Annotated in this window: 10 protein-coding genes and 1 pseudogene; 3 read left to right on the top strand and 8 right to left on the bottom strand. The window is 64.4% G+C overall.

Annotated features, from left to right (window positions below; translation table 11 throughout):
* Positions 1 to 282: 282 nt before the first annotated feature.
* The 5 genes from NGM28_RS21605 to NGM28_RS21585 form a co-directional block, all read right to left on the bottom strand.
* Complete coding sequence (locus tag NGM28_RS21605; RefSeq protein ID WP_252091353.1) at positions 283 to 1,188, bottom strand: GNAT family N-acetyltransferase; 906 nt, start codon at positions 1,186 to 1,188, stop codon at positions 283 to 285.
* On the bottom strand, positions 1,185 to 2,477 hold the full coding sequence (locus NGM28_RS21600; protein ID WP_252091352.1) for a phenylacetate--CoA ligase family protein: 1,293 nt from the start codon (positions 2,475 to 2,477) through the stop codon (positions 1,185 to 1,187). Before NGM28_RS21600 ends, NGM28_RS21605 begins: the two co-directional genes overlap by 4 nt.
* Before the next feature lie 29 nt (positions 2,478 to 2,506).
* The gene (locus NGM28_RS21595) at positions 2,507 to 4,915 is read right to left on the bottom strand and encodes an acyl-CoA reductase (RefSeq protein WP_252091351.1); all 2,409 of its coding nucleotides are present in this window, start codon (positions 4,913 to 4,915) and stop codon (positions 2,507 to 2,509) included.
* A 1-nt stretch (position 4,916) separates the two neighbouring features.
* Positions 4,917 to 6,041 (bottom strand): LuxE/PaaK family acyltransferase, encoded by a 1,125-nt coding sequence (locus NGM28_RS21590; protein WP_252091350.1) that lies wholly within the window; start codon positions 6,039 to 6,041, stop codon positions 4,917 to 4,919.
* A 349-nt stretch (positions 6,042 to 6,390) separates the two neighbouring features.
* On the bottom strand, positions 6,391 to 9,225 hold the full coding sequence (locus NGM28_RS21585) for a TonB-dependent receptor (protein ID WP_502943879.1): 2,835 nt from the start codon (positions 9,223 to 9,225) through the stop codon (positions 6,391 to 6,393).
* A 275-nt stretch (positions 9,226 to 9,500) separates the two neighbouring features.
* On the opposite strand from NGM28_RS21585, the gene NGM28_RS21580 reads away from it, so the two are divergent.
* The 3 genes and pseudogenes from NGM28_RS21580 to NGM28_RS21570 all read left to right on the top strand — a co-directional run.
* Positions 9,501 to 10,040 (top strand): sigma-70 family RNA polymerase sigma factor, encoded by a 540-nt coding sequence (locus NGM28_RS21580; protein WP_240066592.1) that lies wholly within the window; start codon positions 9,501 to 9,503, stop codon positions 10,038 to 10,040.
* Positions 10,033 to 10,962 carry a FecR domain-containing protein gene (locus tag NGM28_RS21575; RefSeq protein WP_252091348.1) on the top strand — a complete coding sequence of 310 codons (930 nt, stop codon included), beginning with the start codon at positions 10,033 to 10,035 and terminating at the stop codon, positions 10,960 to 10,962. The genes NGM28_RS21580 and NGM28_RS21575 overlap by 8 nt, the downstream gene beginning before the upstream one ends.
* A 44-nt stretch (positions 10,963 to 11,006) precedes the next feature.
* A pseudogene (locus NGM28_RS21570) lies at positions 11,007 to 11,882 on the top strand (alpha/beta hydrolase); the annotation flags it as partial.
* 18 nt (positions 11,883 to 11,900) lie between these two features.
* On the opposite strand, the gene NGM28_RS21565 reads toward NGM28_RS21570, so the two are convergent.
* From NGM28_RS21565 to NGM28_RS21555, 3 genes are read right to left on the bottom strand one after another with little or no spacing between them, the layout of a single operon-like run.
* Entirely contained in the window at positions 11,901 to 12,713 is an 813-nt protein-coding gene (locus tag NGM28_RS21565; protein ID WP_252091347.1) for a nucleotidyltransferase domain-containing protein, read from the bottom strand.
* Positions 12,714 to 12,736: 23 nt separating this feature from the next.
* The gene (locus NGM28_RS21560; protein WP_240066492.1) at positions 12,737 to 13,942 is read right to left on the bottom strand and encodes an RtcB family protein; all 1,206 of its coding nucleotides are present in this window, start codon (positions 13,940 to 13,942) and stop codon (positions 12,737 to 12,739) included.
* Positions 13,943 to 13,981: 39 nt separating this feature from the next.
* Entirely contained in the window at positions 13,982 to 15,112 is a 1,131-nt protein-coding gene (locus NGM28_RS21555; RefSeq protein WP_252091346.1) for a slipin family protein, read from the bottom strand.
* Positions 15,113 to 15,632: the final 520 nt, after the last annotated feature.

Genomic DNA, 15,632 nt, shown 5'->3' with positions numbered 1-15,632 from the left:
CCTAATTTGGAGATAAAGGCCCCTGCCGTCATTGGTCATCCCGGGCACTGCCAGTTTAGCTAGGCTCTTGACCCCTGCTGCTGTCAATTTCGACATCGCATCACACCCACACCTTGACCCACACCAAATCGCTGGATTCACCCGAATCTCAACGAACGCTAATGGACAGATACTACCGCCAATGCGCCGTAAAACAAGGGGATAGCGGAGGTTGGCGGATGCTACTGCACATAATGAAAGCCGGCCACAAGCCGGCTTTTTAATGCCCGTCATTCAAGCTACTCAGCACGCTTCGGCGTGGAGCGCCTGTTGCTTCACGCTGGCAAGCAACGCACGCGCCGTCGGGCAGTGAAGCTGCAGCGAGCGGCCGGAAAAACCGCGCTGCAGCAACCAGTACCAGTGCCGCCCAGGCCCCAGGGCAAGCCCCATGTCGGCATAACCTGCCTGATGAAGCAGCGACAACGCCATTGGCAGGTTGGCATCCATCCTGATCCAGACATGGGTCATCCGGGTAAACGTTAATCGCGAGGCTTCGATGATCGAGCGGTGGTTTGCACACTCGATGACCAGGTCCAGGCGATCATCCTGGACCGTGATTTTCGTCAGTGCCGCACGATCCCCGGCAGAGCCGGGCGAAACCGCTCCGAATTGCTCGACCAGGGGAACGACCCACGGCGGCTGGTCGCCCGTCAGTGGCAGAGGTAGCGCCTGCAAAGGCAGCACACCCAGGATGGCGGTTTCCCGCGCGGGATGGCAGATCGGTGACTCGACGTAATCAAGCAGCAGCCCCGTGGCCTGGAACCCCAGTGCAGCCCCCAGTCGCTGTGTCCACACGTGGCTGGCGACCATCTTGATCGTCAACACAGCCATGTGCTGCCGACGGGCCAGGTCACACAAGTGCCTGCCCAAGCGGGTGGCGACGCCCTGCCCCCTCGCCTGGGGATCGACGACGATCATGGCCAGCTCGGCACGACGTTCATCCTCCGATGAGCGCCACAGCAAGGCATGGCCGACAATCTGGTCCCCCAGCAGCGCGACCACGGATTGCCAGCGCTGCGTCCGGTTGTGGTGACAGATGACGGAGGGCAGGTAGATCTCCGGGTAGAAATAGTCTTCGCCATAGACCCTGTTGAACAGCGCACTGACCTGCGCTGCATCGTGCTCCTCGAATCCACGGATGAACATCATCGAGCAGCCTCCTCGAGAAGGGGCTGATAGTCTCGCCTGTCGACAACACGCAGCAGCTTGCCGGTTCGCTGGTTCATCAACAGATCCAAGGGTTGGCACCAACTGACCGACACCACCAGCGCCCCCTTCTCCATGAGCTCAACCACCGCGGCGTCCCCTGCTTTCAGAGCCTGCAGCAATGCCTCGGCGCATCCGCCGTCGCCAGGGTGGGCAATGCGAAGCACGATGAAATCGGTACCGTTCTTCCTGTCGATCACCAGTTGCCACGGGCATTGCCCCAGGCGCTCCTCGATAGCCACCGCCAGTTCGTCCGGGAAGAGCGTTGCATAACCGACCCTCACCCGGTGACCGAGGCTGCTGCGCCCTTCGAGCTTGAACTTGCGGCTGGCGCTCCCGGGTGCTTCGGTCCATTGCGCCAGGTCACCGACGGGGTAGCGAATGACGGGCATCAATGAGCGCGTCAGGTTGGTCACCACCAACAGGCCGGTACGGTTGGCCTCGTGGATTGGCTCGCCCGAGCCTTCATCAACGATTTCGACGAGGGTGTCGGGCTCGAAGACGCGATGCTCACCCGGTGCGCAGTCGACCGTGCTGGCGCCGATCAGGCCCGCGTCCACGCTGGCACAGCCGATCGAAACCACCTTGGCGTTGGGCAGCACCGCCTTGAACAACGCGTGCTGTTCGGCAAACACGCTTTCCCCGCCATACAGGACCGTCCTCACCCCTGGCAGCTGGATACCACCCTGTTCGAGACAGGCGATGGCGTGCAGGAGTTTTCCCGGTACGCCCGCCAGAACGTTGATCCCGTGCTGCCCGACCTGCGTCGCCAGTGCCTGTGGATCGACCGCTCCAGTGAAGGGGAACACGCAGATCGGCACCTGGGTCTTGGCCAGCGCCCCTTGAATGAACAGGAAGCTGGCGTACAGGTCACCTGCGAAGAACAGATTGGCCACGCGATCCCCGGGCTCGAGCCAGGCGCAGAGACTGCGCCCGAACGTCGTGACGAACCGGTCCCACTCCGCCTGGGTATAGACCGAGTGCTTGGCCGCGCCAGTCGTGCCACCGGTCTTGTAAACGATCGCATCCATTACCGGCCCTGTCAGAACAGGCCAGCCTTCGAGCACCGCCCCGCGTGCCCAGTACTGGTGGGGATCGACCATCGGCAGGTCGGCCAGTGTCCAGCCCGCTTTCGGGAGATCCCGATACAGCTGGGCATAGTAAGGCGAATGTTCCCGGACATGATCGACGAGCCATGCTAGTGCGAGCGGGCATTTGCTGGAGTAATTCATGTTTCTGCGTCCTCTTCATGCACTGCGGGTCAGCGACGTTTGTCGATGACCAGCGGTGTCTTCCCAGTCTGCGGATGACTTTCGAAGTGCTGTTGCGCCTGTTGGCACACCTCCAGCTCCAGCAACCCAAGCGTGACAGCCATGCTCAACTCTGCGTCGGCACACACCCTGGCCCGGACCACGTCGGGTTCGGCCTCCGCCAGCAAGCGAATACGCTCCAGACCATTGTCAACGTTGACCTCAAGGTGCAATTGCACCGGGACCTCGGCCAGCACCGCCAGCCGCTGCGGCTGGATGAACATGGTGCCGATGCGTACCCGCGCACCATGACGCCCCAGCAGTTCGAAACGGGGCTCAGCCACACCGCACGGACACTGGCCACTCATCCAGCGCCCCAGGTCACCAATGTCATAACGGACGACGTCGTGCCCCTCCCGGGCCTTCGAGGTGAACAGCAAGCGTCCCACCTCACCAGGGGCAACCGGCTCATCTCGCTCGGGATCGACGATCTCCAGCCACTGGGTATCGCCCATCAGGTGGAAGACCCCATCCGGGCTTGATGCACAGGTGTAACCCAAGGGGCCGGCATCGACGGAACCATAGAGGGCGGAACGGATGGACTCCACACCAAAGCCCTGGATGAACGTGCGCTGGGCCGGAGCAAGGTGCTCACCGCCCATCAGCACCTTGCGGATCCCACCATAGGCACGCAGTGTTGCGGCCTCGCGGAGGAACAACTGATGCACCGTGCTCGGCATGCCGATCACCGTGTCGATCCCCTCGGAGACGATAAGCTCGGCGATTTCGCGATAGTCGTCATCTTGTGGCCCGGCCATCGGGTAGTGCGTGGCTCCTAGCTTGTCGAGGACGGTGAAGAAACTGAGCAGTCCGCCATACAGATTCCCGCCATACAGGAGGTTGATCACACGATCCCTGGCTGGATCCAGGCCAGCGGCAAACAACCCGTCAGCCGCGACCTGCATCTGCCGGTGATAATCACGGTAGGAATAGCTGGCAAGTTTCGGCGTCCCCGTGCTTCCCCCCGTGCGGAAGTACAGCTGTGCATGCGCTCTGATCGAACCACCCAGAAATGCACTGCGACTCATGATCGGTTGCCCTTCCAAGCCGGTGGGTGCCTGGCCGCAGGCATCCAGGGTCGCCTGCCCAGGCAGGCAGCCATCCGCCAGGCTCACGGAAACCCGGCGTGCCAACATGCCCAGGGCATACACGCCATCGTGAGGCTCACCACTGTAGCCGTCGTGCATCGTCTGCACCGAGGTGACCCGATCGACCCCTGCGGCCAGGAGCAACTGGCTGAGGTGGGCAGTCTCGTGGGCGGCGCAGACCAGGCCACAGGTCTGCAACCGGGTGCGCCAAGGGCGCAGGGCATGCATCACTGCCCGGCGCGGCAGCGGCCGTAGCAGGATGGTGCGAAACAGCGGCGAAGGCTCGAGCGCCATCACATGCTCAAGGACAATCTGCCACCCCTCGCCCCTCCAGATCTGGCCTCGGCCATCGACAAACGCGTGGTCCAACTCGGCCAATGCAAGCTTGGTGGTGACCTGCGCGGCCTCCTGCATACCGGGCGATAGCGCAGGCCAGAGGGCATGACGACGACGCATCGCCGCAGCCAGCTGCCCGCCCAACGCTCGCAGCGTGTCCGCATCGTCGCTGTCGACGAACACCACCTGCGGGCTGGAGCATGCCTGCTGGTCCAGGCGGCAGACCTCGTCGGCCAGCGCATCGAGCGCACACTCATCGACCGCCTCCGGCACCAGCCAGGCAAAACTGACCTTGTGCCCCCAGGGAATCCATCGACAGCCGTCAGGCAACTGGTCGCGAATGGTCTTCAATGCCTCGCTTCCCCCCCAGGCCGAAACACCATCGGCATAGGGCATCAACCTCGCGAGCTCGGCCTTGGCCACCGGCAATACCGCCACATGGTTGGCCAGTTCGCCGGATCGGTCGCACTGCAGGAAGGCCTGCAGCAACCGGGTGTTCAAGCCCTGGTCGCGGGCGCTGGGGCGCAACCAGTTGACGTTGCCCACCAGCAAGCTTTCCAACACGGCAAAGAATGGCAGCAGCGGCGCATTGCCTGGGGTGATATGCAGGATGAGCCCCAGCGGCCGCCAGCTCTCGAAACGGGGGACCCGATAATCGCGACGGCGCAGGGAGAATGGATTGACGCCCAGTTCGTTTTCCAGCTTGGCGCGCAGAACGTCAGGCTGGCAGAACGCTCGGAGCTGCTCCCGCAAAGCAGCGTCGAGCTCGGCCAGGAACTCACCGTCCTGCAGTTTCTCGGCAAACCGACCGGCGCAGGCCAGCACGGTCTCGATCCCACAGGGATGGCTCAGCGTGTGTGCCAGTTCGCCCGTCAAGCGCACCAATGCCTGGTCCAGCGTCAGCTCCGCCTGGTACTGCCCTTGAATGAGGTACATATCAGTTCTCCCTTATCAGTTCGGAGGCGGCCAATGCACAGCTGCGGCTCTTGCCGGTACCGGCCCGTCCCAGAATCTCGAACCAGTCGGTGGCAATGCCGCAGCCACACTCGTCACCGCGATGCAGCACCGCCAGGTCACTCATCACGATGCTGTGGGCGGGGCTGGAGGTGATATACGGCGACACGAACTGGATCAGCCCCGGCTGCCCGTACCCCTGCAAGGCGAACGTCCCAGGGTGGCGGGTGTAGGCGCGGGAATAGGTGGGCACGTGGTGATGGTGGTTCGCGCACTCGACATAGGGCACGCAGTGCTCGACGGAGCCGTATCCGTCGCGGCAGCGCGAGGTCGGGATGCCCAACTGCTCATTCATCCGCGCATACAGCTGGGCCTTGGGGATCTGCTGGTCGGCATGGGTTTTCCAGCCACCGCCGAACATGGCCAGCGAATCAGTGGCGAATTCCAGTGGCGCAACCTTCATTTCACGCATCCGCTCGAGGACGAACCACATGAACGCCGGGAAGCCCAGGATGCGTAGTGGCACCTCATCCCGCGCGAACCGCTGCAATGCCTCGATGACACCAAAGGGGTCGAACTCTGTTTGGCGGCCGTTGTGACGCAGGGCATAAATGGCCTGTTTGACGGGTGCGTACTTGCAGAGAAAGTTGTCGGTAAAGGCGGTGCCAAGCGCGCTGTGCCCAACGGGCTCATAGCCCAGCATCAGGTAGTTGCACGGCACTTGCGGCGTATCCCAGCCGAACCGTTGGTATATCCGGTCGACCATGCCTTGCGCGGCGCCGAGGCTGCGCACGTCATAGCGCATCCGGCTTTTCTGGCCTGTGGTGCCTGACGAGGTCAGCTCCAGGGCATCCAACCCTGTCTCGCTGAGCAGCAGGTGCTTCTTCAGGTAGTTGGCGAATATCGGCGGCAGGTGCCCCCAAGTCTCGAAACCCGGGGCAGAAGGATCGAACTGCTGTTGGCGCAACCACTCGGCATAGCCCGGTGAGTGCTGCTGGTGGTATGCCGTGATTTCACGCATCGCGGCATCAAACAGATGATCGGCGTGCTCGCCGACCAGGTAGGGATCTTCAAGCGCACAGAGTGCTTCAACGTGTACAAGATTCATCGATCGAGCTCCGAGCCATGAACGGAGAAACAACCGTGGTCAGCCCGGCACCTCTGGACTGCGACACGGTTGAAACATCGGGATGCGCCTGAAGCTCCGTTAACGATCAGCGGTTGATCCAGGCGATCCGAGCGTTGCTGCGGAAAACTCTATGCGGATGCGTATGGAAAGTTGGTAGGGGAAATCCTCACAAAATGTGCGCGTTTTCGACATGCGATATGGGACAGGTGCGCAGGTTGGTGTCAGTGCGACCATAGAGACGCGTAGGATTTTAGAGGCGGGGTCGCAGGCCCGGACGCTTGCACAGCATCGGGCCCGCTGATGGCATTTCAGTACACAAGGGGCTGGCCTAGAACCGCGTTTGCACCCCCATTCGCACCGTCCGCCCAGGTGCCGGCATGAAGCTCTGCGCCAGCGGGTCCAGGTAATAGCGGTCCGTCAGGTTCTGCACCGACAGGTTCAGCTCGGTGTGCTCCAGCACCTTGTACTTGAGGAACAGGTCGAACAACGCCACCGAGCGGTAGTCGATCTGCGGCGTGGTGGCGCCGGTCTGCCACGGCTTGTCCATCTGCGCGGTGGGGCCGGAGGTGTAGGTCATGCGCCCGCCCACGGTCAGCGCCTCGTCGAAGAAGCGCAGGCCGGTGGTGAGGTTGGCCGAGAACTTCGGCGGGTTCTGGGTGTTGGTGTACGACCCCATGTAGCTGCCCGGCGTGCAGTCCGGGGTGTTGTGGGTGGGCTGGTAGCGGTTGGCGCTGGCGCGCAGCTTGGCGGCGAAGGCCGCGTCGCAGGTCTCGGTCTTCAGGTAATAGGTGGCCGACAAGTCGGCGAACACGCGCCCGGCATCATAGTGCGACTGCAGCTCCAGGCCACGGGTGCGGAAACGGTCGGTGTTGCTGAAGGTCATCTGCCCCCACTTGCCCGGGCTCGGGTCGTAGTAGCGGGTGATGTAGTTCTTGATGTCGTTGTCGAAGAACGCCAGCTTCGCCGAGGCCTCGTCGCCCGCGGTCAGCAGGTTGCTGCGCAAGGCACTGACCCCGACTTCCCAGCTGCGCGAACGCTCGGGCTCGAGGTGCCTGCCGGGGGTGACCTGCTGGGTGCCCTGGCTGGTCTCGAACAACGAAGGCAGGCGCAGGCCCTGGGTGTACGAGGCATAGATGAAGGTGTCGGGCAGGAACTCGACGTTGATGCCGAAGGCTGGCGCGAAGCCACCGCCGCTGCTCTTGCCCTGCGGGGTGTAGTCGTAGCCGGTGACCACGCTGCTGATGTCTTCCGGATACACCGTCACGTCCACCGCGCCAGACTCGTTGAACGGCACACCATTGAACGGCTCGTTGCTGTTCTCGAAGACGATGCCGTTGTTCAGGCGCGGGTCGGTGGCGTCGGTGTACTGGCCGTTCTGGTCGGGGAACCACATCATGCTGCCCCAGTGCCCCGGGCTGCTCGCGGTGATCCAGCGCATCTCGCGCTCCTCGCGGCGGGCTTCGGCGAGCACGGTGTTGTCCTTGGTGCGGTAGTGGGCGTAGCGGCCGCCGCCCCACAGCGTCACCTGCTCGATGGGCTGGTACTCCAGCTTGCCGTTGAAACTGAACTCCTGGCGCGACGCATCGCGCAGCATGCGGTTGGCGTTGATGTCGTGCTGGGTGGCGACCACGCTTTTCTGCGGTTGCAGGTCTTCGAGCTGGAAGGCACCGCCCAGGTCAAGCTTGAAGTCGCCGAAGCCTGTGGTGAAACGCGACACGTTGTTCAGGTCACCGCCGATGCGCCGGTCGTCCTGGCGGGACCAACTGCGGTCGGTGCGGAACAGCTGCGACTTGGGCGCCATCCAGGCCGCGCTCAGGGTGCTGGTCTTCGAGTCGGTCATCCACAGGTTGCTGGTGAGGTCCACCCACGGGTTGCCTTCGGGCAGGTAGTGGTAGCGGGCGGTGTAGGTGTCGATATCGATTTCGGACTGGGGGTACTGATAGATGCCCGCCGTGCCGAAGCGGAAGATGTCCGACGGCATGATCTCGCCCATGCGCCCTTCGAAGCGACGGTAGCCCAGTTCCAGGGTGTGGTCGTCCGCCAGCCGCCAGGTGCTCTTGAGCAGGTAGGAATCGGTCCGCGACGACGAGTTGAGCACTTCCTCGCCGGCGTTGTAGGTGCTGGCCACGCTGGACTGCTCGTCACCATCGCGGTCGTAGAGGCGGTAGCGGTCCTGCCCATGCTTGCCCGAGAAATAGTTGCCCTGGTTGCGGTGCGCGTAGGCTGCCACAAGGTCTACCCGCTCGCTGCTGTAGGCGAAGGCTGCGCTGCCGGATTCGGCCTTGGAGCCGAACAGGCCGTTGCGCTTGTCGCGTGGCACCGCACTCAGGTCCTCGTCCCGGGAATGGCTGTTGCGATGGTCGGGGTCGACACCGTTGTTCCAGAGATTGCCGGTCAGGCGTAACCCCACGTCCTTGCCGTCCACCAGGATGTCGTCGACGCCCAGGGTCTTCATCTCCACCGAGCCGCCGATTGCGCCCGAGCGGGTGCTGGGGCCTTTGTTGACGGTGACGCTGCTGAGCAGGTCCGGGTCGATGTAGCTGCGCTGCTGGGTGCCGCCGTAGCCGCGATAGACATCCAGCGCCTGCTCCGAGCCATCGACCCGCACCGCTACCCGGCTCTGCCCCTGGATGCCTCGGATATTGACGTCGAGTGCCCCGCCATTGCGGCTGTCGCCCACCTGCACGCCCGCCACGCCCTTGAGCATGTCGCCCACCGACACCGTGCCGAAGCGGTCGAGGTCTTCCCGCGACAGGTGCACCGTGGAACGGGGCGCCCGGTAGGTGTCCCGCTGCGGGTCGAGCAGCTCGGTGGCGTCGACCACGGTCGCGCTCAACTCGGTGGCGGTGGACGACGCCCGGGCTTGCGGCGCCAGGATGTAGGTGCCCGACGCGCTCGGCAGCAATTGCAGCCCGGTGTTCGCCAGCAGGCGTCGCGCACCTTCCAGCACCGTGTAGCGCCCTTTGAGCGATGGCGCCGCACGCCCCCGGGTCAGCTCGGGGTCATAGGACAGCAGCAGGCCGGACTGGTTGGCGAACACCCCCAGCGAAGTCCCCAGCGGGCCTTGGCCGATGTCGTAGTCGCGTAGCGTGGCGTCGTCCAGGCGCGTGGCCACGCTGGTCGCCGCGCCAGCGGCTTGGGCCAGGGAAGCGCCGCCTGCCATCAGGCAGCCGAGCATCGCGCAGCGCACGGCGAAACTGATCGGGGACGGACGCTGCAAGGGGCGCGAAACAGGGGAAAGCCGACGTACTGCGGGCATGCTTTTCTCGCTCGTAGGATTTGCGCCCGGCACTCGATGCGGGCTTCTACCCTTTCTGTCGCACGAGATCGAAAAAGGTATATGCACTCGATTCGTATTTTCATCGGAGGCTTGTGATTCAAAAGAAACCAGTGATAATGGTTTTCATTTGCGTAATTACAACCTCGATTCAGCCCATCATGACCGCCTTCGAAAACCCTCCCCTGCGTACCGCCCCCTGCGCCGTCACGACGCTGTACCTCGAGAATCACACCTGGTTGCGCGGCTGGCTGGCGTATCGGCTGCGCTCATGGGGGCATGGCGTAGCCGACGACCTGGCCCAGGACATCTTCCTGCGTGTGCTCACCAGCCGCGACGCCACGCAGCCGGACACCCTGCGCCAACCCCGCGCCTACCTGGCCCGCATCGCCAACTGCGTGCTGGTCAGCTGGCGCCGTCGTCATTCCCTCGAACAGGCCTGGCTCGAAGCACTGGCGCAGGTCCCGGAGCCTGAGCATCCCTCCCCGGAGCAGCAAAGCGTGATCCTCGAGACCCTGCACGAGATCGATGCCGTGCTCGATACCCTGCGCCCACGCGTGCGCCAGGCGTTCCTGATGGCGACCCTCGATGGCATGAAGCAAAAGGACATCGCCCAGGCCCTGAACATCGCCCTGCCGACGGTGAAGAAGTACATCCACGAAGGCTACCTGACCTGCCTGAGCCAGATGCCCGATGACTGACACATCGATCGCTCGCCCAGTGCTCGCCCAGGCCGCCTCGTGGTTGCTATTGATGCAGGAAGGGCCGCTGACCGCAGAACAGGAGGCACGTCTGGCGCAGTGGCGACAAGCCGACCCGGAACACGAACGTGCCTGGAACCGCGCCCAGCGCCTGCTCGATCGCCTCGGCACCCTGCCCCCGACCCTGGCCAGGCAGAGTCTGGCGCGGCCAACGAGCCACGACCGGCGCACCGTGCTGCGCGGGTTGCTGTTGTTGATCGGCGCCGCGCCGCTGGGCTGGTGGGCCTGGCGGCGTGGCGCGCCCGACAGCCACTACCAGACCGCCGTGGGCGAGCGCCGGGACGTGCGCCTGGCAGATGGCGGCAGCGTCTCGCTCAACAGCGACACGACCATGGATGTGCGTTTCACGAGGGACCTGCGCCTGTTGCAGTTGCAACACGGCGAGCTGTACATCGTCACCGCCAGCGACCCGCAGGTCCCCACGAGACCCTTCAAGGTGCAGACCGAACAAGGCATCCTGCACGCACTGGGCACCCGCTTCAGCGTGCGCCAGCTGCCCGGGGAAACCCTGCTCGCGGTCTACGAAGGCGCCGTTCACGTCGCGCCCCATGAGGCCATCGTCCGCGCCGGGCAGCAGCTGCGTTTCAGCCACGACCGCCTAGGGCCCATCGAGGCGACCAGCGAAGCCTTGATCGCGTGGCGCAACGGGCTATTGCTGGCAGACGACATGCCGCTGGCGCAGTGGACGCAGGAGATGATGCGTTACACCACAAGGCCATTGGCGTGTGATCCGAGGGTGGGGACAATGCGCGTCTCCGGCACCTTCCCCGTCGATGACTTGCCCCTGGCCCTGGCCATGCTCACCCAGACCTACGGACTACAGGTGAACGACGACAAGACGCAGGTGGTCATCCGCCGCTGAACCGGGCAGCCTGCATGGGTTTCGCAAAGATCAGGAACACCGACATGAAGCTTCTACCCCTTTTCCTGGCCCTGGCGATGAGCACCACGGCCTTCGCCCAGGTCCAGCCCGAGCAGTTGATGGACAGCACCCTGCTGCAACGCCAGGACCTCGCCTACCGCTTCAGCCACCTTGACCTGGACTCGCAGGACGGCCAGCGCCACTACCGCCTGTGGATCGGCGAACCCAAGCGCCCGGCGCCCGCGACCGGCCATCCGGTGCTGTGGATGCTCGACGGCAATGCCGCCATCGGCGCCCTGCAACCACGTCAGCTGGAGCAACTCGCCGCCGGGCAGGCCCCGGTGCTGGTCGCCATCGGCTACCAGACCGACCAGCGTATCGAGCGCAATGCCCGCACCTACGACTACACGCCCAACGTGCCCGGCCTGACCGAACAGCGCGATCCCCTGAGCGGCCAACCCAGTGGTGGCGTCGATGCGTTCCTCGACCTGCTGGAGCAACGCATGCGCCCGATGGTCGCCGGCGTCGCCGCCATCGACCCGCACCAGTAGACACTGTGGGGGCACTCCTACGGTGGCCTGGCGGTGCTGCATGCGCTGTTCACTCGCCCCGGCATGTTCAGCGACTACGCGGCGGCCAGCCCTTCGCTGTGGTGGAACGACGGCGCCATCCTGCGCGAGGCATCGGGATTGCAGCAGCGCCTGGGCGAAAGCCACCCGCGCCTGTTGCTGATGCGAGGCACGGACGAGCCGGCGAATCCACGGGCGCCTGTAGAGGGTGACGCCGAACGCCCGATGCGTGGATTGCTCGGCGACCTGGAAAAGGTGAAAGGCTTGCAAGTGACCTTCCAGCGCTTCGAAGGCCTGGGGCACGGCCCGATGCTGCCGGCGTCGTTGCACTACGTGCTGAGCCAGAGCTCCTACAGAGCTCGCGCCAAATCAAAGAGGTGCGGGTTGCGAAAACCGCCAGACGGTCTCGCGCAGGAACGCATCCAACCTGCCGGTCTCCCCCCGCACCACCGGCACCTCCTGCGCCCCGTCGGCCCGTTCGAGCTCCGCCTCGATGAACGCATGCAGCACTTCATCACGCGGCCCCTGCTCGGCCTCGCCCGAACGCCGCTTCACCTCAAGCAACGCATCGATCGCCGCCTGCAAGCCCGGCTCGTCGACGGTGCGCGCCATCAACGCCGGGAACGCCGTCGGCGGCATGCCCAGCCCCTGATCGATCCAACGCACCGCCAGCAATGGCCGGATCACATAGAGGTACTTCTTGTAGCGCACCGTCTCGCCCAGCAGATAGCCACGCAGGTTCTTGCGCGCCATCGACAGGTAATGATGACGCACCGCCCGTGGCGAATAGCATTCATCACCCAACGCCTGCAAACCTCGCGCAGCCTCGACGTCGGCGCGGTACACCAGCGGCGAGCCCAGCCACTCGAGCAGGCTGGGGTTGGCGCCGCGCATCAGGCGCAGGGCCTTGCGCAGCTCCCAGCCGCTGACGTCCAGCTCATCGCTCAAGGGCCGCTCGATCACATCACGCGGCTCATCCACGCGCAGGTACCAATCGGCACGCGGTACGTAGATGAAACGCACATCGTAGTCGCTGTCCGGCGAGGCGAAGCCCCAGGCCCGGCTGCCGGACTCGCAGGCGTAGAGCACCGTCACCTGGTGCTCGCGCTCGATACGTTGCAATTCATCCAGCACCCGTTCGCGCATGGCTGTAGACAGTGGATGCAGTTCTTGCTGATTCATGGCCCCGATCCTTGTACAGGGGGTCAACCTTTCACGCACACCACCTGACGCAGGGTGTGCACAACCTCGACCAGCTCGCGCTGGGCATGCATGACGGCATCGATGTCCTTGTAGGCCATCGGGATCTCGTCGATCACGTCCTTGTCCTTGCGGCACTCCACATGGGCGGTGGCGCGCTGCTGGTCCTCGACGGTGAAGCGGCTCTTGGCCTTGGTGCGGCTCATCACCCGGCCCGCGCCATGGCTGCACGAGCAGAATGATTCCTCGTTGCCCAGGCCGCGGACGATAAAGCTCTTGGCGCCCATCGAGCCCGGGATGATGCCCAGCTGGCCCTTCTGCGCCGACACAGCGCCCTTGCGGGTCACCAGCACCTCGCGGCCAAAGTGCTGCTCTTTCTGCACGTAGTTGTGGTGGCAGTTGACCGCCTCGAGGCTGGCCTCGAACGGCCTTCCCAGCACCCTGCGGGTGGCGGCGACCACCGCCAGCATCATCAGCTCGCGGTTATGCCGGGCGAAGTCCTGCGCCCATTCCACCGCCTCGACGTAGTCGGCGAAGTGGCGGCTGCCTTCCTCGAAATACGCCAGGTCGCGGTCCGGCAGGTTGACCATATGCTGGCGCATGTCGGCCTGGGCCAGTTCGATGAACAGGTTGCCAATGGCGTTACCCACGCCGCGTGACCCGCTGTGCAGCATGAACCAGACGCGGTCGGCCTCGTCCAGGCAGACTTCGATGAAGTGGTTGCCGCCCCCCAGCGTTCCCAGGTGCTGGCGGTTGTTGGTCTTCTCCAGTCGCGGGTACTTCTCGGTGATGGCCTTGAAGCGCCCGGCGAGCCCGCTCCACACCTGGTCGGCCTGGCTTGGCACGTTGTCCCAGGCGCCCTGGTCGCGCTGGCCGAAGGTCTTGCCGTGGGGCACGGCCTTCTCGATGGCCGTGCGCAGGCCATGCAGGTTGTCCGGCAGGTCGCGGGCGTGCAGCGAGGTGCGCGCGGCGATCATGCCGCAACCGATGTCCACGCCCACCGCCGCCGGGATGATCGCGCCCACGGTGGGGATCACGCTGCCGATGGTCGAACCCTTGCCCAGGTGCACGTCCGGCATCACCGCCAGGTGCTTGAAGATGAACGGCATCTTCGCCGTGTTCATCAGTTGCTTGCGGGCGTCGTCCTCGACCGGCACACCGTCGGTCCACAGTTTGATCGGCTTGCCGCCCGCCACTTCGAGAATGTTCATTGCCTTGTTCCTTGTTGCACTACGTCATGTCGCAAAGGGTCAACCCGCCTTGAGGCTGACCATTCCATTCAATACCTGATCCAGGCCACCGAACACCGAAATCCGGTCGATGCGCTCGGCCACCCGCTCCAGGGTTTCCAGCTCCTTCAGGCGCAGGGCCGTCGGGTTGCCTTCCATCACCTTGGCGGTGTTGAGCAGCGAGCGGGTCGCCTGGGTTTCCTCGCGGCGCCGGATCACGTTGGCCTGGGCGGCCTTCTCCGCCTCCACCACCTGCGCCAGCAGGGTCTTCATCTCGCCCGGCAGGATGATGTCGCGCACCCCCAGGCTGCCCACCTCCAGGCCACTGCCCGGCAACTGCGCCTGCAGGTACTCGGCGACACTACCGTCGATGAACTGCTTGTCTTCCAGCAGCTCGTCGAGGGTGCGGGTACCCACCGCCGCACGCAAGCCGAACTGCAGCTCGCGGTACAGGTGCTCCACCGGCTTGCTCATCTGCCCGTGGGCGCCGAGCACATCGGTGTAGCGCCAGTTGGCCACCAGGCTCAGGCGCAGGCTGACCTTGTCGCGGGTGAGGATTTCCTGGCCGTTCACCTCCAGCGCCTGCAGGCGGGTATCGACCATCTCCACCGCTACCTGGCTACCGCAGCGCCAGTAGCCATGCCGGCCCGGCTGGAGCAACCCGGCCACCACGCCGTCGATCTTCAGCACGCCGACATGGAAGGCCGGCACCAGCGCCAGCAGGACCAGGTCCGTGCCGGCCACGCCAGGGCGGTTCAGGCGAACCACCAGTTCATCGTCCAGGCGCCGGCCCTGATTCAGGTCGATACGCTGCAAGCCATGCTCGACCTGGCCTTTCCAGTACAGGCGGCGGCTATCGGGGGCCAGCAGCTCCACCAGGCGGCCGTCCTCGAAGCGCAGGCCAACCTCGTGCTGCGCCAAGTCCATGGTTTCGAAATGCTGCTCGACCAAGGCTGGCTCATGCCCACGCAGGTACTGTGCCAGCGGGTGGTCGAACAGTGGGGATTGGAGGCTGAAGGTGCTCACCGTCAGCCGGTCTTGCCAGTCGAAACGCTGGTACTGGCCAGGCTCGAGGACCGACACGAAGTCACCTTCGCTCATCAACAGGCCGCGTTCGTTCTTCTTCACCACAAAGCGTTTCAACAGTTTCATCTTGCTCATCCTTTTATCAATGTCCTTGGTTGCGGGTGGTCGCCGACTCACCGAGCGCCGTGGGCGAAGCCTGGCGGAGTCCGGGGCCGGGAGCGTTTGCTCCGGCGGCCGCCATCGTTGCGCCAGGCCCGGCCGACGGGCCGGGTGGGCCAGCGGTGGCCCAGGCGTCCTTCGCAAAAGCGGGCCATCCTGGCCCTGGTTGCGTTGCCTGTGCCCCACCTGCGGGTGTTGCGTTTGTAGCTACCGTGGAGGGTAGTGTCGGGACAGGGCCCGACGAGCGCCTCGCAAGCCTGTTCAAAGGCTTGCGCCGCAAAGACCGGTCGTTGCGGCGGCGGCATGCACGACACCGACACCTGAGGGTGGGTACGTGCACCGGCGGGGACTGAAATCCACTGCCCCGAGGGCCTGCCTGGCGATGCGGTCGAAAGGGATATAGCGAGCGGCGTGCCAGGTTTTCATCCGAGTCATAAAATATTTTTTAAGTATTTGATTTATAACGATTTATTTTTATTTTACGAAC

The organism is Pseudomonas sp. MWU13-3659 (genome assembly GCF_023757525.1).
Lineage (GTDB): Bacteria > Pseudomonadota > Gammaproteobacteria > Pseudomonadales > Pseudomonadaceae > Aquipseudomonas > Aquipseudomonas entomophila_E.
The sequence above is the reverse complement of the archived record's forward strand: the minus strand, read 5'-3'. Positions and strand labels throughout refer to the sequence as shown.